The sequence below is a fragment of the Salinispora fenicalii genome, from assembly GCF_000514815.1.
Taxonomy (GTDB): Bacteria; Actinomycetota; Actinomycetes; order Mycobacteriales; family Micromonosporaceae; genus Micromonospora; species Micromonospora fenicalii.
Map to the genome: position 1 here is coordinate 41,153 of NZ_KI911471.1, position 25,382 is coordinate 66,534.

Genomic DNA, 25,382 nt, shown 5'->3' on the forward strand with positions numbered 1-25,382 from the left:
CATGCCAACCTCGGTAACTCAGGGTAGTCATCAACCTCTGCTGAGTTGTCGGGTCAGAAGAGGGTCAGCGGATCGACCTGGAGTCGGAGTGGATCGGCAGCCTTACGGGCGGCGCGTACCCCCGCCGCCGCGTGCAGGGCCGCGGCCAGGGCGGCCGCTCGGGCACGGGGAACCCGGACCAGCATCCGCTCCCGGTCGCCGTCGGCGGGCACCGGCCCCAGCAGCTCGGCCTCCGCAGGTAGCCGGGACTCGGCGAGTAGCTCGGCGACGGCGGCCGGCGGCCCGGTGACGCTCGCCATCCGCACCGCCGGCGGAAAGCCGAGCTCCCGACGTTCGGCGAGTTCGCGGGCCGCAAACCAGCCAGCGTCCCAGCGCAGAAGCGCCTGCACCGGGACGAGCGCACCGTCGGCAACCACCACCACCCGGCCGCCCGCCGACCCGGGACGGGCCAGGGCGGCGGCAGCGAGCCAACGCCGCAGCGCCTCCTCCCCCGCCCGCAGATCGGCCCGGGTCAGCAGAGCCCACGAGTCCAGCAGCAGCACCGCCCCATAACCGCCATCGGCTACCGGCTCGGCACCCGGGGTGGTGATGACCAACCCGGCGCCACCAGGGACGGTCGCGAGGACCTCCTCCCGCCCGGAGGTGCGCACCGGCACGCCGGGGAAGGCCCGACCCAGCTCCTCCGCCGTCCGTCGGGCGCCGGTGACCGAGGCGCGTAGCCGCCGTCCCCGGCACTCCGGGCAGGCGTACGCGGCGGCGACGCGCGCACACCAGCGACAGACCGGCGCACCCCGCGCCGAGGGCAGCGCAAGTGGCCCGGCACAGTGCGGGCAGCGCGCCGGAGCCCGACAGGTGGCGCACGCCACCGCGGGTAGGTAGCCGCGCCGGGGCACCTGGACGAGGACCGGCGCACCGGCGGCGAGGGCATCCCGCGCCACGGTCCAGGCGAGGCTGGGCAGCCGGGCGGTAGCCGCACCTGGGTCCCGGGCCAGCTGAGGGTCGTCGCCGGTGGGGGCGATCGCCGGCATCCGTGCCCGGACGGTGGCGCGGGCGGCGGTGACCTCCCGGGCCCACCCGGTCTCCACCAACAGCTGCGCCTCGGCGGTACGGGCATAACCGCCGATCAGGGCAGCGGCGCCCGCCAGCTGGGCGCGGGTCAGCAACACCTCGCGGGCGTGCGGGTAGGGGGCGCGGGGCTCGGCGTGCAGGTCGTCACCGTCGTCCCAGATGGCGACGAGGCCGAGTCGAGGCACCGGCGCGAACATGGCGGCCCGGGTGCCGATCACCACCGGCACCTGGCCCCGCCGGGCGGCGAGGAACGCCCGGTAGCGGCGGGCCGGACCGAGCGCGGCGGTCAGCTGGACGTGCCGGCCGGGGCCGAGCACGGCGGTCAGCGCCGAGTCGAGCCGGTCGAGGTCCCGGGCGTCGGCGACGACCACGACCGCGCTCCGGCCACCGGCGACGGTCGCCGCGACCGCCTCGGCGTAGCGGGCGGGCCACTCCTCCCCCGGCAGGGCAGACCAGACCGCGCGGGGGGCACGACCATCGGCGAGGGCCCGCAGGAGGGCTGGGCCGGTCGGGTAGCCCGACCAACCAACCGGGTCGATCGGCCCGGTTCCCGCATCCGGCGCGGCCGGACCGGCCGCGGGGGGCGGTTGCGGCTCCTTCTCGACCCGGGCGTGCCGGGGCGGAACAGCGAGGCGAAGCACGTCGGCGAGGCTGCCGGCGTACCGGTCGGCGACGGCGCGGGCCAGGCGGGCGACCTCCGGCGCGAGGGCCGGCTCCGGGGAGACGACCTTCTCCAGGTACGCCAACCGGGGGTGGGCGGATTCGCTCACCCGCTCCAACAGCCAGCCATTGACAAGCTGACCGGCGAACCGGACCTTCACCCGAGTGCCGGGGATGGCATCGGCGTCCAGGGCCTCGGGCACCAGGTAGTCGAAGGGCCGATCGAGATGGGCCAGGGGAACATCCACGCAGACACGAGCGACCGGCGACCCGTTGGCAGGCCGCCGGTCGCTACGCGGGGTATTACTCAGGCGCCCGCTACCGACTTGAGGTCAGCGGCGCGGTCGGTGCTCTCCCAGGTGAAGTCGGGAAGCTCTCGACCGAAGTGTCCATACGCCGCGGTCTGCGAGTAGATCGGCCGCATCAACTTCAGGTCCCGGATGATCGCCGCCGGCCGAAGGTCGAACACCTCCGTCACCGCCTTCTCGATCCGCTCCACCGGCACCGTCTCCGTGCCGAACGTCTCCAGGAACAGGCTCACCGGCTGCGCCTTGCCGATGGCGTACGCCACCTGCGCCTCGCACCGCTCCGCCAGCCCGGCCGCCACCACGTTCTTGGCCACCCACCGCATCGCGTACGCCGCCGAGCGGTCCACCTTGGATGGGTCCTTGCCGGAGAACGCCCCGCCGCCGTGCCGCGCGTACCCGCCGTAGGTGTCCACGATGATCTTCCGGCCGGTCAGACCCGCGTCTCCCATCGGGCCACCCACCTCGAACCGGCCCGTCGGATTCACCAGCAGCCGGTAGCCCTCGGTGTCCAGCCCCAGCCCGAGACTTTCCACCTCCGGTGCGATCACGTGCTCCCGGATGTCCGGCGTCAGCAGCGACTCCAGGGACACGTCGGCCGCGTGCTGCGACGACACCAGCACGGTGTTCAGCCGCACCGGCCGCAATCCCTCGTACTCCACCGTCACCTGCGTCTTACCATCCGGACGCAGGTACGGCACCACGCCTTCCCGCCGCACCTGTGCCAGGCGGCGCGACAGCCGATGCGCCAACGCGATCGGCATTGGCATCAACTCCGGGGTCTCCGAGCAGGCGAACCCGAACATCATCCCCTGGTCGCCAGCGCCCTGCGCATCCAGCACGTGCTCGGATGCGCCGGTGCGCAGTTCAAATGCGTTGTCGACCCCCTGGGCGATATCTGCCGACTGCGACCCAATCGACACACTTACCCCACAGGACGCCCCGTCGAAGCCCTTTCGCGACGAGTCGTAACCAATGTCCAAAATAGTCTTACGCACGATCGACGGGATGTCGGCGTAGGCCTGGGTGGTTACCTCGCCCGCAACATGTACCTGACCGGTTGTGATCAGCGTCTCCACTGCAACCCGGCTACGCGGGTCCTCTGCCAGCAACGCATCGAGGATCCCATCACTGATCTGGTCAGCAATCTTGTCAGGATGGCCTTCGGTGACTGATTCGGAAGTGAAGAGGCGGCGTGTCACGGCACTCCTAAGTCAGGGAAACTCGTTCGGCGGAAGTTTAGTCACTCGCGTCCGGTACCGGATCCCCCTATCGCGCACTGATCCAGCTATCCGGGACGGCTGGCCAGCCGAGAGACGATGAGGTCCCAGACACCGTCGGCGAGGTCCTCCTTGGACTGCTCGGGCATCCGGCTGGCCGACCCGTCCGCACCGATGACGGTCGCCGCGTTGGTGTCGGCGCCAAAAACCCGGTTCGAGCCGACCTCGTTGATGACAATGAGGTCCGCCCGCTTACGGCTGAGCTTGGCTCGGCCGTTGGCCTCGGCGTCACTGGTCTCCGCGGCGAACACCACCAGCACCTGCTCCGGGCGACGACGCTTCCCGAGCTCAGCGGCGATGTCCGGGTTCGCGACAAGCTCGATGGTGGGCGCGCTACCGTCGTCCGACTTCTTGATTTTGCCAGTCGCGTACGTCGCGGGGCGGAAATCGGCAGGAGCCGCCGCCATCACCACCACCTCCGCGCTCTCGGCAGCCGTCAGCGTCGCTTCGCGAAGCTCGGCCGTGGTGCTGACCCGTACCAGGTCCACGCCGGCCGGATCGGGGAGCGCGACGTTGGCGGAGACCACGGTGACCCGGGCTCCCCGCGCCACGGCGGCGCGGGCGAACGCGTATCCCTGCTTGCCGGAGGAGCGATTACCGAGGAACCGGACCGGGTCGAGCGGCTCCCGGGTGCCCCCGGCGGTGACCAGCACGTGCTTCCCGGTGAGGTCCGCCGGGGCGGCGGCGCCGCGAGTGAGAAGGCGCCGGGCCACGGCGAAGAGCTCCGCCGGCTCCGGTAGCCGCCCCTTGCCGGTGTCCGTCCCGGTGAGCCGGCCAACCGCCGGCTCCACGACCCGCACCCCACGGGAGCGCAGCGTCGCCACGTTGGCCACCGTCGCCGGATGTTCCCACATCTCGGTATGCATCGCCGGCGCCAGGAGAACCGGGCAACGGGCCGTCAGCAGAGTGTTGGTGAGCAGGTCGTCAGCGAGCCCATGCGCGGCCCGCGCGAGCAGGTCGGTGGTGGCCGGCGCCACCACCACCAGGTCCGCCTGCTGTCCCAGCCGCACGTGCGGCACCTCGTGCACGTCGGACCATACGTCGTCGGCGACCGGTTGACCGGAGAGCGCCGACCAGGTTGCGGCCCCGACGAAGTGGAGCGCCGATGCGGTCGGCACCACCCGGACCTGGTGGCCGGACTCGGTGAACAGCCGCAACAGCTCGCAGGCCTTGTAGGCGGCGATCCCGCCACCGACCCCGAGGATTATCCGGGGGGACATCGTTGGGTACGCGCTACGGCTGGTCAGTGGGCTCAGCGGTGAGCAGGCCCGCGTTGATCTCCCGCATGGCGATCGAGAGCGGCTTCTCCTGCGGGGTCGTTTCGACCAGCGGGCCGACGTACTCCAGCAGGCCCTCGCCGAGCTGGCTGTAGTAGGCGTTCACCTGGCGGGCCCGCTTGGCGGCGAAGATGACCAGCGCGTACTTCGAGGTGGTCTTCTCGAGGAGCTCGTCGATCGGCGGGTTGGTGATGCCTTCGGGGTTGGTGGCGATGGATCCCACGTGTTGACCTCTGCGTCTGTGACACCGCTCGCGGTGCTGGCGGTCAACCGCGCACGCGCGGTCGCGCCGGAGCTTTGAATGACGAACCGAACAATCCTACCAGCTCGTCCACGACCTGCATGGCCCGGCTATGCACGATGGTGTGTGCAAAAAGTGACTCGGTGACCGGATCGGCCACGTAGCCGGGTGGGTGCAGCAGAACCAGCCGGGCCATCGGCAACACGGCCCGCAGCCGCAGCGCCCCGGCCAGGTCCATGGACAGCAGAGCCGGCGCCCCGGCGGCCAGTCGGGACCGCAGCGGCTGTCCCGGCGTGCCGCGCCGGTAGCGGCCGATCTGGCTCCATTCCAGCAAACCACCGGCGGCCAGCAGCCGGTCGAACTCGACCGAATCGAGGAAGACCCGGTCGACCCCGGCCACCTCGCCATCCCGCCGAGGCCGGGTGGTCACCGGCACCGGCGTCCACACGGTAGGCAAGCGCGCCCGGACCAACCCGACGACACCATCCCGACCGGAACCCGAAGGTCCGGTCAGGATGACGAGCCGGGTCACCGGGCGCGCCTCACCATCCGTGCTCACTGCTCGTTTCTACACGGCTGCCAACCTCAGCTGGCGGCGAACTCCCCAAGCAGGGCCTTGCGCTGCTGCTCGCCGAGGCCACGCAGGCGCCGGCTATCGGCGATCTTGAGCTTCTCCATGATCTGAGTCGCCCGGATCTTGCCGATTCCCGGCATCGCCTGCAGGACAGCGGATACCTTCAGCTTGCCGACGACATCGTCGGACTCGGCCCGCTCGAGAACGGCTCCGAGCGTTGTCTTGCCCTGCTTGAGCTGCTCCTTCAGCTCAGCACGGGCCTTGCGGATCTCCGCGGCCTTCTCCAGCGCTGCTGCGCGCTGCTCAGGGGTCAGTGACGGGAGCGGCACCAGTTCTCCTCAGGTCCCTATCGCGACGGGCGAATGCACCGCCGCACTGTGAAACGTGGTGTCGCTGCGAACCAGGGAGTCCCATGGTTCCCAGCGCCGGGAAAACTAGCGGTCAACGGCGCATTCGGCAACGTGGGCACGCGAAGATCGGCGGAAAGTGACCGAGCCGTCAGTCAGTCACGAACCGGTCAAAGCCGCCTGGCAGTCAGCCAACACCCGGTCCGCAGCGCCCCGCAAGGCAGTCAGATCGGGCCCCGCAGCCAGCACCTCACGGGAGTACGTGGGGAGCACGGCGGGCAGGCTGGAACCGAAGACCACCCGTAGATCAGCGGCGCTGGCCCCCTGCGCCCCCAGGCCCGGAGCGAGCAGCGGACCGTTGACCGCGGCAAGATCGTGACCCGTCTCACCGATGGTCGCCCCCACCACCAACCCCATGCTGCCCAGTGGTTGCGCACCGGTGTTGAGCTGGGAAATCTCGTCGATCACCTGCTGCGCGACGGTCCGCCCGTCGGCGGTGCGAGCCCGCTGCACCGCAGCGCCCTCGGGATTGGAAGTGAGCGCCAGCACGAAGACTCCGCCACCCTCCGCGGCCGCCAGCTCGAACATCGGGGCGAGCGCGCCAACCCCGAGATAGGGGCTCACTGTCACCGCGTCGACATGCAGTGGACTCGATGGGTCAAGGTACGCGGAAGCGTACGCGGCGACCGTCGAGCCAATGTCGCCACGCTTGGCGTCAAGGAGGACGAGCGAGCCAGCCGCCCGCAACTGTCGGATAGTTGACTCTAGGACCGCCACGCCCCGAGACCCGAACCGCTCGAAGAAGGCCGACTGTGGTTTGACCACCGCGACCCGGTCACCCAGCGCCTCCACGACCGTGCCCGCGAACCGCTCCACACCGCGAACATCGTCATCGAGACCCCACCGCGCGAGCAGACCCGGGTGCGGGTCAATGCCCACGCAGAGCGGACCCCGCTCGCCAACCGCCCGGTGCAACCGGACACCGAAGCTCTCCATCGCAGACCTCCCTCTTGCGCGCCACGCACGCATCGTCTCGGCGGGCGGCTGATGCCGCCCGCACCCGGCGGGCTCCACACCGCCACTGCCCCACCGACTCCGCCCTCCAGCGGGCGAATCAGCCCGCCTGAGCCGCGGCGGCGACCCCGGCGACGATCCGGGCCAGATCGGCGTCGCCGGTGACGTACGGAGGCATGGTGTACACCAGGTCCCGGAACGGTCGCAGCCAGACGCCGGCGGCGACCGCGGCGGCGGTCGCCGCCGGCAGGTCCACCTCATGGTCGAGCTGCACCACGCCGATCGCACCGAGCACCCGGACGTCCGCGACGCCCGGCACCGCCCGTAGCGGCTCCAGACCGGCCCGCAATCCACTCTCGATCCGCGCCACCTGCGCCGGCCAGTCTCCGGCCCGCAGCAGGCCGAGAGAGGCATTCGCCACCGCACAGGCGAGCGGATTGCCCATGAAGGTCGGGCCATGCGCGAGCACACCGGCTGCGGAGATCCCACGGGCAATCTCCGCGGTGCAGAGCGCGGCAGCCAGGGTGAGGTACCCCCCGGTGAGTGCCTTGCCCACACAGAGCACATCCGGCGTCACGTCGGCGTGCTCGGCGGCGAACATCGTCCCGGTACGACCGAAACCGGTCGCGATCTCGTCGAAGATCAGCAAAACCCCATGGGCCCGGGTGACCTCCCGCAGCACCTGTAGGTAGCGCGGGTGGTGAAACCGCATCCCGCCGGCCCCCTGGACCACCGGCTCGACGATGACCGCGGCCAGTTCGTGGGCGTGCCGGGCGACCGCGTCCGCCAGGGCCGCCTCGTACGCCGGATCCGGCGGTGCGGTGAATCCCGCCGGCGGCACCGGCGCGAAAATTTGCCGGGGCAGCAGATCCCCCCAGAGGTGGTGCATGCCCCCCTCCGGGTCACAGACACTCATCGGGTGAAACGTGTCGCCGTGGTAGCCGCCCCGCCAGGTACCCAGCCGACGGCGTTCCGGTCGACCGCTGGCCCGCTGGAACTGCAGGCACATCTTGACGGCCACCTCGACACTCACCGAGCCGGAGTCGGCCAGGAAGACATGCTCCAGCCCCTCCGGTGCCAGCTCGACGAGGGTACGCGCCAGGGTGACAGCCGGCTCGTGGGTGAGCCCACCGAACATCACATGGCTCATCCGGCCGAGCTGATCGGTCACCGCCGCGTCCAGCACCGGGTGCCGGTAGCCATGGATCGCCGCCCACCACGACGACATGCCGTCAACCAGCTCCCGCCCATCGGCAAGGTGCAGCCGCACCCCGGCCGCGCTCCGCACGACGTACGGCGGGTTCACCGGGGGCAGCGCCGCGTACGGATGCCACACGTGGGCCGCGTCTGCGGCGCTGATCTCCTCCGGGGTCAACGACGTCGCCTCCTCACTAGCCGGTCACCGCGTGAACCGGTCACCGCGTCAACCGGCCCTCGGGTCCCGGTGACCCGGCCGAAACACGGCGAGCGGGTCCGCAGCCACCGGACGGGTACCACCCGCCCGGTGGCACGGTGTCACGACGTCCGGGCCGCCACCGCGGCAGCCCGGACCAAGGCCGGCCCCCGGTAGATGAAGCCGGTGTAGAGCTGCACCAACGACGCGCCCGCATCGAACATGCGCTCGGCGTCGTCCGGGGTGAGAATGCCGCCGACGCCGATGATCGGCAGCCGGCCGCCGGTCTCGGAGTGCACGAAGGAGACCACCTCCCGGGCCCGGTGCGCCAACGGACGGCCGGAGAGCCCACCCGTCTCGGCGCCACCGGCCTGATCGGCCGGGGCGAGGCCGGCTCGGGAGAGCGTGGTGTTCGTGGCGATCACCCCCGCCGCGCCCCGCGCCAGGCAGACCTCCAGCAGCTCCGCGATGGCCGAATCCGGAAGGTCTGGGGCGATCTTCACCAGTACCGGCTTCTCGCCCACCAGAGCGGCCAACAGCGCGTCCAGGTGCGCCCGGTCCTGCAACGCACGTAGCCCCGGCGTGTTCGGCGAGGAGACGTTGACCGCGAAGTAGTCGCCGTACTCGCGCAGGGCCTGGTACGACGCCTGGTAGTCCTCGACCGCCTCCTCGAGCGGAGTGACCTTGGACTTGCCGAGGGAGATGCCCAGCGGCACCCCGAGTGGGCGGGGCAGCGCCGCCAACCGCGCCGCGAGCGCGTCGGCACCGGCGTTGTTGAAGCCCATCCGGTTCACCACCGCGCGGCTGTCCGGCAGCCGAAACAGCCGCGGCCGTGGGTTACCCGGCTGCGGGTACGCGGTGACCGTACCCACCTCGACGAAGCCGAAGCCCAACGCCGGCCAGGCCGGCAACGCCACCCCGTTCTTGTCCATCCCGGCGGCCAGTCCGACCGGGTTCGGGAACCGGAGGCCGAACACCGTTCGGGGAGCCGAAACGCCGTACCGGGCCCGGAGCACGGCCAGCGCCGCGGGCACCCGAGCCAGGCCGGCCAGCCGCCGCACCGTGAACTCGTGCGCCGTCTCCGCGTCCCCGCCCCCGAGCCGGAACAGCCGCGGCCGTACCACCCGTTCGAAGATCACCCCATCCTCCCCGGCCGGGTGAGCGACATCGGCCCGGTCAAGCTCACCGGGCGCTCCGCAGCGAGGCGTGTAGCGCCTGCAGCGGACGGACCCGCATGTCGCCACGGATCCGGGCCTCGACCGCCATCACCACGGCGGCGGCGCCGGGAACAGTCGTGATGCAGGGGATGTCCGCCGTCACTGCGGCGCTGCGGATCTCGTAGCCATCCGAGCGGGCGCTCGCCCCGGAGCCCTGCGGGGTGTTCACCACGAGCGCTACCTCGCCAGAACGAATCAGCGAGACCGCGTCCTCGCTCTCCCCCGACTCGTAGTGCTTGCGAATCTGCGTGCAGGCGACGCCGTGCCGGCGCAGCACCTCAGCGGTGCCCGTGGTGGCGATCAGCTCGAAGCCCAGGTCGGCCAGGCGCTTGATCGGGAAGATCATGCCACGCTTGTCCCGATTGGCGACCGACACGAAGATCTTCCCGCCGGTCGGCAACGAGCCATACGTGGCCGACTGCGACTTGGCGAAGGCGTACCCGAAGGACGTGTCGATGCCCATCACCTCGCCGGTGGACTTCATCTCCGGTCCGAGCAGCGAATCAATACCCTTCCCCGTCGGGGTACGGAACCGCTTGAACGGGAGCACCGCCTCCTTGACCGCGATCGGCGCATCCGCGGGGAGGGTGCCGCCGTCGCCGTCTGCGGGGAGCAGGCCCTCGACGCGCAGCTCGGCGATGGTGGCACCGAGCGCGATCCGAGCCGCCGCCTTGGCCAACGGCACCGCGGTGGCCTTGGAGACGAACGGCACGGTCCGGGACGCACGCGGGTTGGCCTCGAGCACCCAGAGCTGATCGTCCTTGAGGGCGTACTGCACGTTGAGCAGGCCCTGCACGCCGACGCCCCGGGCGATCTCCTCGGTGTACCGGCGGACCTCGGCGATGTGGGAACTGGCCAGGGTGATCGGCGGCAACGCGCAGGAGGAGTCACCGGAGTGGATACCGGCCTCCTCGATGTGCTCCATCACGCCCCCGAGGTAGACCTCACCGGCGGCGTCGCAGAGCGCGTCCACGTCGATCTCGATGGCGTCATCGAGGAACCGGTCCACCAGCACCGGATGATCCGGGGAGATGTCGGTGGCCCGCCCGATGTAGTCACGCAGCGTGGCGTCGTCGTAGACGATCTCCATACCCCGACCACCGAGCACGTACGAGGGCCGGACCAGCACCGGGTAGCCGATCTCGGCGGCGATCGTCTTCGCCTCGTCGTACGAGATGGCGGTGCCGTGTGCCGGCGCCCGCAACCCGGCGCGGGCCAGCAGCGCGCCGAACGCGCCCCGCTCCTCGGCGAGGTGGATCGACTCCGGTGAGGTCCCGACGACCGGCACCCCGGCGTCCTTGAGCCGCTGCGCCAGCCCCAACGGTGTCTGGCCACCAAGCTGTACGACCACCCCGACCACGCCGGGGCCACCGGCTGCCCGACCGGAGGAGTCCTCGGCGTGCCACACCTCGAGGACGTCCTCGAAGGTCAACGGCTCGAAGTAGAGCCGGTTCGCGGTGTCGTAGTCGGTGGAGACGGTCTCCGGGTTGCAGTTGACCATGACCGTCTCGTATCCGACGTCCCGCAGCGCCATGACGGCGTGCACGCAGGAGTAGTCGAACTCGATTCCCTGCCCGATCCGGTTCGGCCCCGAGCCGAGGATCAGCACCTTCGGCCGGTCCGACCCGACCACCTCGGTCTCCGCGTCGTAGGTGGAGTAGTGGTAGGGCGTTGTCGCCTCGAACTCCGCCGCGCAGGTGTCCACGGTCTTGTAGACCGGCCGGACGCCCAACCGGTGCCGCAGCGTCCGAACACCATCCTCGGCGGCCAGCTCCGGACGCAACGAGGCGAGCTGCCGGTCGGAGAGTCCCGCCCGCTTGGCGCGGCGCAGCAGGTCGCCATCGAGCACCGGGGCGTCAACGATCTCGGCCCGCAGTTCAACGAGACCGGCGATCTGGTCGAGGAACCACGGGTCCATCCCGCCGGAGGCCGCCGCCACCTCGGCGATCGAGGCGCCGAGCCGCAGCGCCCGTTCCACCGTGTAGAGCCGCCCGTCGTGCGGCACCCGCAGCGCCGCGAGGGTGTCCTCCCGGGTGCAACCGGCCGGGTCGGGCGCGGTCCAGAAGCCGGCCGCCTTCGTCTCCATCGAGCGCATCGCCTTGTTCAGCGCCTCGGTGAAGTTGCGGCCCAGGCTCATCGCCTCACCGACCGACTTCATGGTGGTGGTCAGCTCCGGGTCGGCGCCGGGAAACTTCTCGAACGCGAAGCGCGGAATCTTGACCACCACGTAGTCCAACGTCGGCTCGAACGCGGCCGGCGTCTTCAGAGTGATGTCGTTGGGGATCTCGTCTAGGGTGTAGCCGATGGCCAGCCTCGCGGCGATCTTCGCGATCGGGAAGCCGGTCGCCTTGGAGGCGAGCGCCGACGAGCGGGAGACCCGGGGGTTCATCTCGATCACCACGATCCGGCCGTCGACCGGATTCACCGCGAACTGGATGTTGCAGCCCCCGGTATCCACCCCCACCTCGCGCAGCACCGCGATGCCGAGGTCCCGCAGGCGCTGATACTCCCGGTCGGTGAGGGTCATCGCCGGGGCCACGGTGACGCTGTCGCCGGTGTGCACGCCCATCGGGTCGACGTTCTCAATCGAGCAGACCACCACGACGTTGTCGTGCCGGTCGCGCATCAGCTCGAGCTCGTACTCCTTCCAGCCGAGCACGCTCTCCTCGATGAGTACCTCGTGCACCGGGCTGGCGGCCAGGCCGGCACCGGCGATACGTTCCAGATCCTCATCGGTGTGAGCCATGCCGGAGCCGAGGCCACCCATCGTGAACGACGGCCGGATCACCGCCGGCAGGCCCAGCTCGGCGACGGTCTCGCGAACCTCGTCCATCGAGTGGCAGACCCGGGAACGCGGCACCAGCGTCGCGGGGTCCTCGATCCCGATCCGGACACCCGCCTTGGCGACGACGTCCTTGAACAGCTGCCGGTCCTCGCCGCGACGAATCGCGTCGATGTTCGCACCGATCAACTCGACGCCGTACTTCTCCAGTACCCCGGTCTGGTGCAGCGCGACCGCCGTGTTCAGCGCAGTCTGGCCACCCAGGGTGGGCAGGACCGCGTCCGGCCGCTCCTTGGCGATGACCAGCTCGACGAACTCCGGGGTAATCGGCTCGACGTACGTGGCGTCGGCGAACTCCGGATCCGTCATGATCGTCGCTGGGTTCGAGTTGACCAGGCTGACCCGGATCCCCTCGCTGCGTAGTACCCGACAGGCCTGGGTGCCGGAGTAGTCGAACTCGCAGGCCTGCCCGATTACGATCGGCCCGGAGCCGATCACCAGGACGTGTTTGAGGTCGGTCCGCTTAGGCATTCGTTCGCCCCCCGCTGTGGTTGCGCCCCTCGATGAGCTCGGCGAAGCGGTCGAACAGGTAGTCCGCGTCGTGCGGACCGGCCGCCGCCTCCGGGTGGTACTGCACGGTGAAGGCGGGCACGTCACGCGCCCGCAGCCCCTCGACCACGTTGTCGTTGAGGCACACGTGCGAGACCTCGATCCCACCGAACTCGGTCTCGATGACCCGGTCCGGCACGACGGCCCCCGGCTCGGCGCCGGGGAACGCGACGGCGAAGCCGTGGTTGTGGCTGGTCACCTCGACCTTGCCGGTGGCCCGGTCGAGCACCGGCTGGTTGATCCCGCGGTGGCCGTAACCGAGCTTGTACGTGCCAAAACCCAGCGCCCGACCAAGGATCTGGCTGCCGAAGCAGATACCGAAGAGCGGCACCCCGCTGGCGAGCACCGCGCGCGCCAGGGCCACCGGCCCGTCGGCCGTCGCCGGGTCACCGGGACCGGGCGAGAGGAAGATCGCATCCGCGCCGGTGGCCCGCAGTTCGTCGATGCCCGAGTGAGCCGGCAGGACATGGGTGGTGACACCCCGCGCCGCGAGCCGCCGGGGCACGTTCCGCTTGATGCCGAGGTCCAGGGCGGCGACGGTGAACCGGTGCTCCCCCTCGGCCTCGACGACGTACGGCTGCGGAGTGGTCACCTCGGTGGAGAGGTCCGCGCCGACCATCTGCGGCGCCTGCCGGACCCGGGTCAGCAGCGCCTGCGGATCGGTCTCGACGCTGGACACCCCGACCCGCATCGCGCCCCGCTCCCGCAGGTGCCGGGTGAGCGCCCGGGTGTCCACCCCGCTGATGCCGACTACCCCCTCGGCCGTCAGCCGGTCCTCCAGGCCACCGGTGGACCGCCAGTTCGAGCCGATCCGGGCGGGGTCGCGGACCACGTACCCGGCGACCCAGATCCGGCCGGACTCGTCATCCTCGCCGTTGACCCCGGTGTTGCCGATGTGCGGCGCGGTCTGCACCACCACCTGCCGGTGGTAGGACGGGTCGGTGAGCGTCTCCTGGTAGCCGGTCATTCCGGTGTTGAAGACCGCTTCGCCGAAGGTCTCCCCGACGCTGCCGTACGCCTCGCCGTGGAACGTGCGCCCGTCCTCCAGGACGAGAATCGCCGGTCGCCGCCTCACGCCGCGCACCCCGCACTCCGGGCCACGCGGCACTGCCCCACCGCACTCCGTACTCGCATCACTTCACTGCCTTTCCGTCCAGAACCGTCGCCTCGCCGCGCAGGAAGGTCGCCACGATGCGACCCGGCAGCGTCATGCGGGCGTACGGGGTGTTGCTGCTGCGGCTGGCCAACTCGGTCGGCTCGATGACGCGACGCGCCGCCGGATCCACCAGGGTCAGGTTCGCCGGTGCGCCCGGCGCCGGGTCGTGGCCGTGTTCGGTGAGGCCAGCGATCCGGGCGGGGGTGCGGGACATCCGCTCGGCGATGAGGTCCCACCGCGGACCGAGCACGTCCAACGTGATGGAGAGCGCCGTCTCCAGGCCGAGCATGCCCGGCCGGGCGTAGGCCCACTCGCACTCCTTGTCCTCCACGGCGTGCGGGGCGTGGTCGGTGGCGACGATGTCCACCACCCCCTCGGCCAGCGCGGCGCGCAGCGCGGCGACATCGGCGGCGGTCCGCAGCGGCGGGTTGACCTTGTAGACCGGGTCGTAGGTGACCGCCTTCTCGTCGGTCAACAACAGGTGGTGCGGGGTGACCTCGGCGGTGACCTGAACGCCACGGGCCTTGGCCTGCCGCAGCACCGCGACGCTACCGGCCGTGGAGACGTGACAGATGTGCAGGCGGCTCCCCACGTGCTCGGCGAGCAGCACATCCCGGGCGATGATCGCCTCCTCGGCGACCGCCGGCCAACCCGTCAGGCCGAGGCGGGTGGAGATCTCCCCCTCGTGCATCTGGGCGCCCTCGGTGAGCCGCGGCTCCTCGGCGTGCTGGGCGACGATACCGTCGAACGCCTTCACGTACTCCAGGGCCCGGCGCATCAACCGCGGGTCGGCGACGCAGTGTCCGTCGTCGGAGAAGATCCGGACTCGGGCGGCGGAGTCGGCCATCGCACCCAACTCGGCCAGGCGCTCACCGGCCAGCCCGACCGTGACCGCCCCGATCGGCTGCACGTCCACCAGCCCGGCCTCCCGGCCCAGCCGCCAGACCTGCTCGACCACACCGGCGGTGTCGGCAACTGGGGAGGTGTTCGCCATCGCGCAGACCGCCGTGTAGCCGCCGAGCGCCGCGGCCCGCGAGCCGGTCTCGACGGTCTCGGCGTCTTCCCGGCCGGGCTCGCGTAGATGGGTGTGCAGGTCCACCAGGCCGGGCAGGGCGACCAGGCCGGTGCCGTCAACCGTGACCGCGCCGGAGGCCGTCAGCCCCACGCCGGTCTCCGCCACGACGCCGTCGCGGATCAGCAGGTCGGTCGGCGCGGCGCCGAGGACGCTCACGTTGGTGATCAGATACGCGGTCACCGGTTGTTCCCTCCGAGCAGCAGGTAGAGGACGGCCATCCGGACGGAGACGCCGTTGGCGACCTGTTCGACAATGGTGGAGCGGGGCGAGTCGGCCACCTCGGAAGTGATCTCCATGCCCCGGTTCATCGGGCCGGGGTGCATCACGATCGCGTGCTCCGGCAGCCGCCGCATCCGCGAGCCGTCCAGGCCGTAACGGCGGGCGTACTCACGGGCGGATGGAAAGTAGGAGTCGTTCATGCGCTCCCGCTGCACCCGAAGCATCATGACCACGTCCGACTGCGGCAGCACCGAGTCCAGGTCGTAGCAGACGGTGGCGCCGGGCGCGAGGGCCGCGGCGATGTCCACCGGGATCAGCGGAGGCGGGCCGACCAAGGTGACCTTGGCGCCGAGGGTGGAGAGCAGCAGGACGTTGGAGCGCGCCACCCGGCTGTGCAGCACGTCACCGACCACCGCCACCGACAGGCCGGCGAGCCGGCCCAGCCGGGAACGCATCGTGTACGCGTCGAGCAGCGCCTGGGTGGGGTGCTCGTGCGTACCGTCGCCGGCGTTGACGACCGAGCCGTCGACCCAGTCGGCCAACTGGTACGGGGCACCGGAGGCGGGGTGTCGGACGACGACGGCGTCGGCGCCCATCGCCTGAAGGGTGAGCGCGGTGTCCTTGAGGCTTTCGCCCTTGGCGACGCTGGACCCCTTGACCGAAAAGTTGATCACGTCGGCGCTGAGCCGCTTGGCGGCGGCCTCGAAGGAGATTCGGGTCCGGGTGGAGTCCTCGTAGAAGAGGTTCACCACGGTCCGACCGCGCAGCGCCGGCAGCTTCTTGACCTCCCGCCCCGCCACGGTGGCCATCTCGGCGGCGGTGTCCAGGATCTGGAGGGCAGTGCCCGCGTCCAGGTCGGCGCTGGAGAGCAGATGACGGATCATGCGCCGAGCCCCCGTCCGGCCGCGACCCGCAGGCGGCGCGTCGCCGCGCCCCGCGGGCTCACTGGTCGCCCCCGTAGAGCCGGACCTCGTCCACGCCGTCGGGCTCCGCCAGGGTGACCCGGACACTCTCCGCGAGGGCGGTCGGGATGTTCTTGCCCACGTAGTCGGCGCGGATGGGCAGCTGCCGGTGCCCGCGATCGACCAGGACGGCGAGCTGGACCGACGCTGGACGGCCGACGTCGTTCAGCGCGTCGAGCGCCGCCCGCACGGTTCGGCCGGAGAAGAGGACATCGTCGACGAGGACGACTCGCCGGCCGTCGATGCCGCCGGCGGGAACGTCGGTGGGGCCGACCGCACGGGTGCCGTGCTGACGCAGGTCGTCCCGGTAGAGGGTGATGTCGAGCACACCGACCGGGACATCCACCCCCTCAAAGGCGCTGATCCGGGCGGCGAGCCGCCGGGCGAGCGGCACTCCCCGGGTAGGGATACCGAGCAGCACGGTCTGCTGGGCGCCCTGGGTCTTCTCGAGGATCTGGTGGGCGATGCGGTCCACCACGCGCTGCACGTCGGCGCTGGTGAGTATCACCTTCACCGAGGGTTGTCGGGTGGTCGGCGAATGGGCAGCCGGTGGGTACGCCACGGCAGACCTCCTTCCCCGCCTCACGGGACGGGTCGTTAAAGGATGTCGGAGTGACCGGCGCGAACCGCGAACGGACCGGGCCGGGGCTTCGGGCAACGTTACCAGTGGTCACCGTCTCGACCGTGGCCGGCCGAGAATCCGACGACAGAACGGCGAAATTAGGACAACTCCCCCAGGATGAACCAGGAAAGTTCACGACCACTTGACCGGCTGTCGCAATCCCCGTACCGTCACGCTCCGTAGCGATCGACGGGAGAACCCCGAGCAGCACTGGGAGTGTCCGAATGCCCTCTGAGTACGCCAAGTCGCTGGGCGCCCGCCTGCGCTCCATTCGCCAGCAGCAGGGCCTGTCCCTGCAGGGTGTAGAGGAAAAGTCCAACGGACGGTGGAAGGCCGTCGTGGTTGGCTCGTACGAGCGCGGTGACCGAGCCGTCACCGTGTCCCGCCTCGCCGAGCTGGCCGACTTCTACCGTGTTCCCGTCTCCGAGCTACTGCCCGACGGCAGTGGCGTCCGCCACGAGCCCACCAGCAAGATCGTGCTGGACCTCGAGCGGCTCTACGACGAGGCCTCTGAGGACCTCGCCTACGTCGCCCGGTACGCCCGCGCGATCCAGCAGCAGCGCGGCGACTACAACGGCCGGGTGCTGTCGATCCGCGCCGACGACCTGCGCGCCCTGGCGATCGTCTACGACGCCTCGCCGTCCGGCCTGATCGAGCGGTTGAACGAGCACGGCGTCCTCGTCGCCGACCCCCGGGCGTTCTTCGCCTCCTGAGTAGCACCACCATCGAAAGGGCCCGTGCCGGTCGGCACGGGCCCTTTCGACTATCCGGTCTCGCTGCCGGCCATCTCGTTCTCGAGCCAGCGCCCCGGGTGGCGGCTACCGGGTGGTGTACTCCGCGATCCGGCCGAGGATGCCGTTGAGGAACCGCGGTGAATCATCGGTCGACATCTGCCGGGCCAGCTCCACCGCCTCGCTGATCGCCACCGCGTCATCGATCTCGTCCACGTAGAGCAGCTCGTAGACCGCGATCCGGGCGAGGTTCCGATCGACGGTCGGCATCCGGTCCAGCGTCCACCCCTCGGCGTAGCTGGCGATCAGCTCGTCAACCCGGTCCAGGTGGGCAGCAACCCCCTCAACCAGGCCAACCGCGTATCCCAGATGCTCCGGTCGGGGCTTCTCGATCCGCTCCACGTAGCCGGCGAGCACCTCGACCGGTGGACGGCCCCGCAGGTCCGCCTCGAAGAGCACGTCCAGCGCCCGTTTACGCGCCTTGCGACGCGCCGGCATCTGCTGCTTGGGCCCCTCGGCCATCAGGCGCGGCCGAGGTAACGGCCGTCGCGGGTGTCGACCTTGATCTTCTCGCCGGTGGTGATGAAGAGCGGCACCTGCACGGTCGCGCCGGTCTCGACCGTGGCCGGCTTGCTACCACCGGTCGAACGGTCTCCCTGGAGGCCCGGCTCGGTATATGTGATCTCGAGCACCACGCTGGTCGGCAGCTCCACGTAGAGCGGCACCCCCTCGTGGGTGGCGACAGTCGCCTCGGCCTCGGGCAGCAGGTAGTTCGCGGCCTCGCCGACCGTGTCGCCGAGCACATTGATCTGGTCGAACGTCTCCAGGTCCATGAAGACGAAGTCCTCGCCGTCGGCGTACAGGTACTGCATCGTACGCTTGTCGACGGTCGCGGTCTCGACCTTGGTGCCCGCATTGAAGGTCTTGTCGACCACCTTGCCGGAGAGCACGTTCTTCAGCGTGGTGCGCACGAACGCACCACCCTTTCCGGGCTTGACGTGCTGGAACTCGACGACGGCCCAGAGCTCACCGTCGAGGTTGAGTACCATGCCGTTTTTCAGGTCGTTGGTGGTGGCCATTTCCTGCCTTGATCATAAGGTGGCGGACAGACCCAGCAAGTCTACTAGGCCGCGTTTGGACAGGCTCGCCCGAGCAAGCCACAGCTCCGCCGACGATCAGCGGGCCCGGGCCGCCAGGTGGTGCAGCGCCAGGCGGTAGCCGTCCACACCCAGCCCACAGATCACCCCGGTCGCCACCGCCGAGACCACCGAGTGGTGCCGGAACGCCTCCCGAGCGTGGATGTTGGAGAGGTGCACCTCGACCAATGGGGCGCGCAGCAGGGCGCAGGCGTCCCGTACCGCGATCGAGTAGTGCGACCAGGCGGCGGGGTTGAGCACCACGCAAGCGCCCAGGTCAGCAGCTTCGTGCAGCCAGCCAAGCAACTCATGCTCAGCGTCGGTCTGCCGGATGACCACCTCCAGCCCCAACTCTCGCCCGGTCTGCTGGCACAGCTCAACCAGGTCGGCGTAGGTGGTGGTGCCGTAGACCTCCGGTTGCCGGGTGCCCAGGCGGCCCAGATTGGGCCCGTTGAGCACGTACACCCTCATTCGGCAATCTCCTCGTAGGCGGCGTACAGCAGCTCGTCGGAGGGTGCCTCGAGAATCGTCGGGCGGGCGAGTCCGGCCAACACCACGAAGCGCAGGATGCTACCGCGCGCCTTCTTGTCCACCCGCATCGTGGCGAGCAGGTCCGGCCAGGCATCCGCCCGATATCCGGTGGGCAGGCCGAGCGCGTCCACCACCGCCCGGTGCCGCTGCGCGGTCCGCGCGTCCAGCCGACCTTCGAGCTGGGCCAGGGTCGCCGCGTAGACCAGCCCCACCGCGACCGCGTGGCCGTGCCGCCAGCGGTAGCCCTCCACCTTCTCGATGGCATGCGCCAAAGTGTGCCCGTAGTTCAGTATCTCCCGGGCCCCCGACTCGCGAAGGTCACCCGCGACGACCTGTGCCTTGACCTGGATCGCCCGCTCGATCAACTCCCGGAGCACCGGCCCCGCCGGGTCAACGGCGACGGCGGGCTCCCGCTCGATCAGCTCCAGGATCACCGGGTCGGCGATGAAGCCACACTTGACCACCTCCGCCATCCCCGCGGCCAGGTCGACCGGGGAGAGGCTGTCCAGCGCGGTCAGGTCACAGATCACCCCGGCCGGCGGGTGGAAGGCACCGACCAGGTTCTTACCGGCGGAGGTGTTGATCCCGGTCTTGCCGCCCACCGCCGCGTCAACCATGCCCAGCAGCGACGTCGCCACCGGCACCCAGCGGACCCCACGCAGCCAACAGGCCGCGACGAAGCCAGCCAAGTCGGTAACCGCGCCGCCGCCCACCCCAACGACGGCGTCGGCGCGGGTGAAGCCCGCCGCACCGAGCCGTTCCCAACAGCTGGCGGCGACCTCGATGTGCTTGCCCGCCTCCGCGTCCGGCACCTCGACCAGCAGCGGCGTCACCCCGGCGGCCCGAGTCCGCTCCGCCAGCTGCTCGGCCCGGCCCTGCATCGGCGGCGCGAACAGCACGGCCAGCTGCTGCGCGCCCGGCAGCAACTGTGGCGGGTCAAACAGGTCCCGCCCCACCAGTACGTCGTACGGTCGGTCACCACCAACCACGATCCGGGTTATCTCGTCCATCGCGCGCAGCCTAGCTGAGCCGGCCGGGCCGACGGCGACGACGGGCAGCGCGTCCCGCAGCGCGGAACCGTTGCCCGCCTGGGCTGACCCACGGCGCCCGTCAGGAGGGAAGCAGCGCGGCGACCTCGGCTGCGAGCTGCTCCGGCGTCCGACCGTCCGTCACCACCGTCGCCGTCGCCACCGCCGCGTAGTGCGGCCGGCGCTGCTCCAGCAGATGTTTGAGGGTGGCCCGGGGGTTGACCGCGAGCAGCGGCCGCCCCGCACCGAGCCCGACCCGGCGTACCGCGTCGGGCAGCTCCACCGACAGGTACACGACGGTCTGGCCAACCAGCGCGGACCGGGTCTGTTCGGCGAGCACGGCGCCACCGCCGAGGGCAAGCACGCCGGGTGCGGCGGCGAGCGCCGTCGCCACCGCCGCCCGTTCGAGGGTACGGAAGTGCGCCTCTCCCTCGTCGATGAAGATCTCCGAGATCGGCTTGCCCGCCATCGCCTCAATGTCGAGATCGGTGTCCCGGAACTCCACTCCAAGCAAGTCAGCGAGCGCCCGCCCGACGGTGGTCTTACCGGAACCGGGTGCGCCGACCAGGACGCAGACCGGCGCCATCAGCGGACAACCAACGCGTCGAGGTAGCCGGCGAGGTTTCGGCGCTGCTCGGCCACTGAGTCACCGCCGAGCTTCTCCACCGCCGCCTCGGCCAGCACCAGCGCCACCATCGCCTCGGCGACGACCCCCGCGGCCGGCACCGCGCACACGTCCGAACGCTGGTTGATCGCGGTGGCCGGCTCGCCGGAGGTGATATCCACCGTCGACAGCGCGCGGTTCAGGGAGGAGATCGGCTTCATCGCGGCCCGCACCCGCAACGGCTCACCGGTGGTGATGCCCCCTTCCAGGCCGCCGGCCCGGTCGGTGACGCGCCGGACCCCGGTCGCGGTGGGGATGATCTCGTCGTGCGCGACGGAACCCCGGGAACGCGCCTGCTGCCAGCCGTCGCCGATCTCCACCCCCTTGATCGCCTGAATCGACATCAGCGCGGTGGCCAGCCGGGCGTCCAGTTTCCGATCCCACTGGACGTGGCTGCCGAGCCCCGGGGGCACCCCGTAGGCCAGCACCTCGACCACGCCGCCAAGCGTGTCGGCGTCCTTCTTCGCCGCGTCGACCTCGGCGACCATCCGGCCGCTCGCCTCCGGGTCCAGACAACGCAGCGGATCCGCGTCGATCCGCTCGGCGTCGGCCGGGCTGGGTCGCAGTCCCGGCTTCGTGGCGACTGTCCCCAGCTCCACGACGTGCGAGACGATCTCGATGCCCAGTGCCTGCCGGAGCAGGGCCTTGGCAACAGTGCCGACGGCGACCCGGGCCGCCGTCTCTCGGGCGCTGGCCCGCTCGAGGATCGGGCGGGCATCGGTGTGCCCGTACTTCTGCATGCCGGCGAGGTCGGCATGCCCCGGTCGGGGACGGGTCAGCGGCGCGTTGCGGGCCTGCCCGGCCAGCTCCGCCGAGTCGACCGGGTCGGGGGCCATCACCGTGCGCCACTTGGGCCACTCGGAGTTGCCGATCCGGATCGCCACCGGACTGCCCAAGGTCACCCCGTGCCGCAGCCCACCAATGATCTCGACCTCGTCCTGCTCGAACGCCATCCGGGCACCACGCCCGTAGCCGAGTCGACGCCGGGCCAGCTCACCAGCGATCTCCTCGGTGGTCACCTCGACCCCGGCCGGTACCCCCTCGAGCAACGCGACGAGAGCGGGACCGTGCGATTCCCCTGCAGTCAACCAGCGCAACACAACGGCCAGTCTGGCACGTCTGGTCGGCGCTACGTGCCACACCCGCCCCGTTCCGCCCAGCGGACACGACTGTCCGCGAGCCGGTCACGATCACGCCGTTGGCGGCGAATCCGTACGATCATGGCGGCCTCCCGGAAGTCTGGTCGACAACGACGTGGTTTCGACCCACCCCGGAGGCTCCGGTGCTGCTCCTCGCGTTCGCAGCCGTGCTGCTGCTGGCCGTCCTCCTCTCCAGCCTCGCGCACCGCAGCATCCTCTCCACCGCCGTGCTCTTCCTCCTGGCCGGCTTCCTCCTCGGTCCAGACACCACCGGTGTCCTGGAGATCACCGCCGACAGCGAGATCGTCGCCGGCCTCGCCGAGCTGGCGCTCTTCACCGTGCTCTTCACCGACGGCATGCGAGTCGGCTTCGCCGACCTGCGCTCGGCGTGGCGGCTACCCGGGCGGGCGCTCGGCTGGGGGCTGCCGCTGACCCTGGGGATCACCGCCGTGTTGGCGCACTACGTGGCCGGGCTCGACTGGCCGGAGGCACTACTGATCGGGGCGGTCCTCGCCCCCACCGACCCGGTCTTCGCCGCCGCGCTGGTCGGCAACGTGGGCGTTCCGCGCCGACTGCGGCACCTGCTCAACGTCGAATCCGGCATCAACGACGGCCTTGCGTTGCCGTTCGTCATCCTCTTCCTCGCAGTTGTCGAGGGCTCCGACGACCTGCACCTCGACGAGTTGGGCATCGAGCTACTCCTGGGCCTGGTGATCGGGGTGGCGGTGCCATGGCTGGCCCTGCGGCTGGAGAAGGGGCGGTACTTCTCCGCCTCCACCCAGTACGAGCCCCTCAACGGCGTGGCGATCGGCCTGTTGGTACTCGCGCTGGGGCTGATCACCCACGCCAACCTGTTCCTCGCCGCGTTCGCCGCCGGCATCACCGTGGCCACCTTCGGCGAACGACAGCGGGAGAGCTTCGAACACTTCGGCGAGCTGATCGCCGAAGTGTTCAAGCTCGCCGCACTGCTGGTGTTCGGCGCCCTGATCTCGGTGCAGTTCCTCAGTGAAATCAACTGGACCGGCTGGCTCTTCGCGGTGTTGGCCATCGTGGTAGCCCGCCCGCTCGCGCTCGCGGTGTCGTTCCTCGGCTCGAAGCTGAGCCGCACCGAGCAGTTCGCCGCCATGTGGTTCGGCCCAAAGGGTTTCGCCTCGGTGGTCTACGGTCTGCTCGTGCTCCAGGCCGGCATCGCCGCAGGAGACCAGGTATTCCACCTGGTGGCGCTGACCGTCGTGTTGTCGATCCTGGCGCACTCGTCAACTGACGTCCTCGTGGCCCGGATCTTCGACCCGGCGATGACCCCCCAGTGGTACGAGCGGCTGCGGGCGGCCTCCGCCGATCGGCGGGAACGCCGCGGCGACGGGGATCAGCCGCCCTGAGTCCGCTTCGCGGGATTCCGGGACGGCTACCGGAATGATCGGAGCTTTCGTCCACCAGAGCCCAGAGCACAGCCCGCTGTCAATCGGCACATGACAGGGACCTCATCGCGCCAAGATATCTCCGCGTTATTAGGTCCTGCACGAGCCGACCCACAGGACCAGCCATTCGCGCAGGGAGTGAATCTGGCCGCGAAAATGCACGCACCTCGAAATACACCTGGCCCCCGGCACCCCGACGAACCAGAAATGCCTCCTCGCCGCACTCCGGGTGCCCCGACAACGTACCGTAGGCGAACCCCGCACCCAAGCCCCCAGCAGGACATCTATACCCGACTCCGGTCTCATCGTCCCATACCTTCGCAGAGCCAGAACTCTGCGGCCGTTCTCCGAGTACCCCGGCCACAGAAACGATGCCTGCACCGCGACTAGCGAAACAGGCACCGCTACTGCAATCAGCTATCCGCAAAGCTACGAAGCACCCGGCGTAAAAGTTCTTCTTTGTCGAGACTTAGATTCGTCAGAAGCCGCGCGGCAGCACCGCCTTCTTGTAGCGCTGCCGCGAGGAGATGAGATGTCCCAGCGTCGTGGTGTCCGCATTCCCGAGCGATGCTGGTTGCCTGGTCCATATTGCGAACCGCCGCAGTACTCCACAGCGGGTCTCCGGGTCTACCGGTATCCCAGAATCGAGTAGCGGACTCGCTGACAGGTAGCGTCTCTCGCTCTACCTCGGCAAGCAATTCGGCCACCGACTGCGCCCTTGTAAAGTCGAAGCCGGCTTCGATCAACAGTCGGCCACCCTGATTGTGTGGCAGGAATGGTGTCCGCAACCGCTCACCGACGGCCCCCAGTTGTACGTCGAGATTTACGATCGCCAGCAACACGGAGCTACTCTGGACAACGTCGTGCCCGACAAGAACTGTCTGGCGCATCACCTCACGTTCCAAGCATGCCAGGATAGGACCGCCCCACCTGGCTTCCCGGCTCGTAAAGCGGGCCACCAGCGCCGGAATCCAGCGCACCAGCCAAGGCCCACGACTCTGGGCAGCCCCGGCCACCCGCATCGCATCGATCAGCGGAACGAAGGGCGCGGGCTCAACGCCGAGATCGGCAGCTCCGATCTGCCGCCGAACGGCTGCCACAGTTACACCGACACGTTCGGTGAGCGCGGTGACCGACGGTTCGGCCGGGTCGAGTAGCCCGAGCAGTAGGTGTGGTACGTCGAGTCGGCTCACCCCGGCTGCCCGGGCCAAGTCGGTAGACCGGACCAATGCCGCGCCAACCGACCCCGACCACACCGGCACGATGTCGCACGCGGGAGCCGGGTTGGCACGGCGCACCCACCAGCTGGCTTCTCTTAACACCCCGGCATATCCAGCTCCGCTGGACCCGGCTGCAACTGTGGCTTCCTGATCCTCGCGCATCGGTATCGCCGTGCGAGCCTCGGCGATTTTCGGGCCCAGAAGTCGGGCGGCCCGGTCGTCGTTACGTGCAGCTGCCACGAGCAGTTGGCTGGGCACCACCACTCTACGGCCATCGGTCAACGCGTAGTAGTAGGCGGCTCTAAGCACGTCGGCGACCTCCGCGCCCACGCCGACAGGCGGATAGGCATCCTCGGGCATCATGAGTACTTGCCCCTCGGGAAGCAACGCCACCTCGTTACTGCACCGAACACAAATCCTGCTGTAAATGCAATCGCCTTACTCCTATAACCACCATAGCGTACGTTACTCATCGCGGTATATAAGGCTCTTCCGCAATCCAAACCACGCTTAACCCGCTCGTTGGAGGAATAAACCTTTGCCTTGCCAACCGCCCACCAGTAGGCCCGCCACAGGTACCTTCCCGGTCTAGTAGCCAGGTACTTGAGTGCAGGCTTCCCGTCGCGCCCTTCGTTTGGCGCCAAACGAAGAAGGTGAGTCCACTAGACGAAATCTCAATGAATGAAGTGCCATCGAACGAACTCCTTATCTACT

At 69.9% G+C, this 25,382-nt stretch carries 23 protein-coding genes and 1 pseudogene; 2 read left to right on the forward strand and 22 right to left on the reverse strand.

Going from position 1 to position 25,382, the window contains the following annotated elements:
* Positions 1–53: 53 nt before the first annotated feature.
* The 14 genes from B116_RS0118010 to pyrR all read right to left on the reverse strand — a co-directional run bounded on the left by B116_RS0118010 (position 54) and on the right by pyrR (position 16,741).
* On the reverse strand, positions 54–1,976 hold the full coding sequence (locus tag B116_RS0118010) for a primosomal protein N' (protein ID WP_050591886.1): 1,923 nt from the start codon (positions 1,974–1,976) through the stop codon (positions 54–56).
* Between the two features lie 59 nt (positions 1,977–2,035).
* A complete protein-coding gene (gene metK / locus B116_RS0118015) occupies positions 2,036–3,235 on the reverse strand; it encodes a methionine adenosyltransferase (RefSeq protein WP_018722809.1) in 1,200 nt (399 codons plus the stop codon).
* A gap of 86 nt (positions 3,236–3,321) precedes the next feature.
* Positions 3,322–4,533: a bifunctional phosphopantothenoylcysteine decarboxylase/phosphopantothenate--cysteine ligase CoaBC gene (gene coaBC, locus B116_RS0118020; protein ID WP_018722808.1), complete on the reverse strand. Its 1,212-nt coding sequence runs from the start codon at positions 4,531–4,533 to the stop codon at positions 3,322–3,324.
* Positions 4,534–4,546: 13 nt separating this feature from the next.
* Complete coding sequence (rpoZ, locus tag B116_RS0118025; protein WP_013285517.1) at positions 4,547–4,813, reverse strand: DNA-directed RNA polymerase subunit omega; 267 nt, start codon at positions 4,811–4,813, stop codon at positions 4,547–4,549.
* A gap of 43 nt (positions 4,814–4,856) precedes the next feature.
* Positions 4,857–5,390 (reverse strand): nucleoside/nucleotide kinase family protein, encoded by a 534-nt coding sequence (locus B116_RS0118030; protein ID WP_027660873.1) that lies wholly within the window; start codon positions 5,388–5,390, stop codon positions 4,857–4,859.
* A 26-nt stretch (positions 5,391–5,416) separates the two neighbouring features.
* Positions 5,417–5,734, reverse strand: a complete 318-nt coding sequence (gene mihF / locus B116_RS0118035; protein WP_018722806.1) for an integration host factor, actinobacterial type — start codon at positions 5,732–5,734, stop codon at positions 5,417–5,419.
* A 177-nt stretch (positions 5,735–5,911) separates the two neighbouring features.
* Complete coding sequence (gene pyrF, locus B116_RS0118040; protein ID WP_027660874.1) at positions 5,912–6,748, reverse strand: orotidine-5'-phosphate decarboxylase; 837 nt, start codon at positions 6,746–6,748, stop codon at positions 5,912–5,914.
* A gap of 118 nt (positions 6,749–6,866) precedes the next feature.
* The gene (locus B116_RS0118045) at positions 6,867–8,141 is read right to left on the reverse strand and encodes an adenosylmethionine--8-amino-7-oxononanoate transaminase (RefSeq protein WP_027660875.1); all 1,275 of its coding nucleotides are present in this window, start codon (positions 8,139–8,141) and stop codon (positions 6,867–6,869) included.
* A gap of 140 nt (positions 8,142–8,281) precedes the next feature.
* Positions 8,282–9,298, reverse strand: coding sequence for a quinone-dependent dihydroorotate dehydrogenase (locus B116_RS0118050; RefSeq protein WP_018722803.1), 1,017 nt, complete (start codon positions 9,296–9,298; stop codon positions 8,282–8,284).
* A 43-nt stretch (positions 9,299–9,341) separates the two neighbouring features.
* The gene (gene carB, locus B116_RS0118055; RefSeq protein WP_018722802.1) at positions 9,342–12,689 is read right to left on the reverse strand and encodes a carbamoyl-phosphate synthase large subunit; all 3,348 of its coding nucleotides are present in this window, start codon (positions 12,687–12,689) and stop codon (positions 9,342–9,344) included.
* Positions 12,682–13,842 (reverse strand): glutamine-hydrolyzing carbamoyl-phosphate synthase small subunit, encoded by a 1,161-nt coding sequence (gene carA / locus B116_RS0118060; RefSeq protein WP_027660876.1) that lies wholly within the window; start codon positions 13,840–13,842, stop codon positions 12,682–12,684. Before carA ends, carB begins: the two co-directional genes overlap by 8 nt.
* Positions 13,843–13,900: 58 nt before the next feature.
* The gene (locus tag B116_RS0118065) at positions 13,901–15,178 is read right to left on the reverse strand and encodes a dihydroorotase (RefSeq protein WP_018722800.1); all 1,278 of its coding nucleotides are present in this window, start codon (positions 15,176–15,178) and stop codon (positions 13,901–13,903) included.
* Positions 15,175–16,101: an aspartate carbamoyltransferase catalytic subunit gene (locus tag B116_RS0118070; RefSeq protein ID WP_018722799.1), complete on the reverse strand. Its 927-nt coding sequence runs from the start codon at positions 16,099–16,101 to the stop codon at positions 15,175–15,177. Before B116_RS0118070 ends, B116_RS0118065 begins: the two co-directional genes overlap by 4 nt.
* A gap of 58 nt (positions 16,102–16,159) precedes the next feature.
* Positions 16,160–16,741 carry a bifunctional pyr operon transcriptional regulator/uracil phosphoribosyltransferase PyrR gene (gene pyrR / locus B116_RS0118075; protein ID WP_018722798.1) on the reverse strand — a complete coding sequence of 194 codons (582 nt, stop codon included), beginning with the start codon at positions 16,739–16,741 and terminating at the stop codon, positions 16,160–16,162.
* Between the two features lie 284 nt (positions 16,742–17,025).
* Here pyrR and bldD point away from each other — a divergent pair, with 284 nt between their 5' ends.
* On the forward strand, positions 17,026–17,514 hold the full coding sequence (gene bldD, locus B116_RS0118080; protein ID WP_011905744.1) for a transcriptional regulator BldD: 489 nt from the start codon (positions 17,026–17,028) through the stop codon (positions 17,512–17,514).
* Positions 17,515–17,619: 105 nt separating this feature from the next.
* Here the strand turns inward: bldD and nusB are convergent, their stop codons facing one another.
* From nusB to aroC, 6 genes are all read right to left on the reverse strand, one after another.
* Positions 17,620–18,030, reverse strand: coding sequence for a transcription antitermination factor NusB (nusB, locus tag B116_RS0118085; RefSeq protein ID WP_188115247.1), 411 nt, complete (start codon positions 18,028–18,030; stop codon positions 17,620–17,622).
* A gap of 23 nt (positions 18,031–18,053) precedes the next feature.
* Complete coding sequence (gene efp, locus B116_RS0118090) at positions 18,054–18,611, reverse strand: elongation factor P (RefSeq protein WP_011905742.1); 558 nt, start codon at positions 18,609–18,611, stop codon at positions 18,054–18,056.
* 96 nt (positions 18,612–18,707) lie between these two features.
* Positions 18,708–19,139 carry a type II 3-dehydroquinate dehydratase gene (gene aroQ, locus B116_RS0118095; RefSeq protein ID WP_018722797.1) on the reverse strand — a complete coding sequence of 144 codons (432 nt, stop codon included), beginning with the start codon at positions 19,137–19,139 and terminating at the stop codon, positions 18,708–18,710.
* Entirely contained in the window at positions 19,136–20,209 is a 1,074-nt protein-coding gene (aroB, locus tag B116_RS0118100) for a 3-dehydroquinate synthase (RefSeq protein ID WP_018722796.1), read from the reverse strand. Before aroB ends, aroQ begins: the two co-directional genes overlap by 4 nt.
* Before the next feature lie 100 nt (positions 20,210–20,309).
* Complete coding sequence (locus B116_RS0118105; RefSeq protein ID WP_018722795.1) at positions 20,310–20,813, reverse strand: shikimate kinase; 504 nt, start codon at positions 20,811–20,813, stop codon at positions 20,310–20,312.
* Positions 20,813–21,991 (reverse strand): chorismate synthase, encoded by a 1,179-nt coding sequence (aroC, locus tag B116_RS0118110; RefSeq protein ID WP_027660877.1) that lies wholly within the window; start codon positions 21,989–21,991, stop codon positions 20,813–20,815. The genes B116_RS0118105 and aroC overlap by 1 nt, the downstream gene beginning before the upstream one ends.
* A gap of 154 nt (positions 21,992–22,145) precedes the next feature.
* On the opposite strand from aroC, the pseudogene B116_RS0118115 reads away from it, so the two are divergent.
* Positions 22,146–23,409 (forward strand): annotated as a pseudogene (locus tag B116_RS0118115) (cation:proton antiporter).
* A 79-nt stretch (positions 23,410–23,488) separates the two neighbouring features.
* Here B116_RS0118115 and B116_RS26895 read toward each other — a convergent pair.
* Both B116_RS26895 and B116_RS26900 read right to left on the reverse strand, forming a co-directional pair.
* Complete coding sequence (locus B116_RS26895; RefSeq protein WP_223874608.1) at positions 23,489–23,812, reverse strand: DUF1990 domain-containing protein; 324 nt, start codon at positions 23,810–23,812, stop codon at positions 23,489–23,491.
* A 49-nt stretch (positions 23,813–23,861) separates the two neighbouring features.
* Positions 23,862–25,061 carry a Clp protease N-terminal domain-containing protein gene (locus B116_RS26900; RefSeq protein ID WP_155255762.1) on the reverse strand — a complete coding sequence of 400 codons (1,200 nt, stop codon included), beginning with the start codon at positions 25,059–25,061 and terminating at the stop codon, positions 23,862–23,864.
* Positions 25,062–25,382 lie beyond the last annotated feature (321 nt).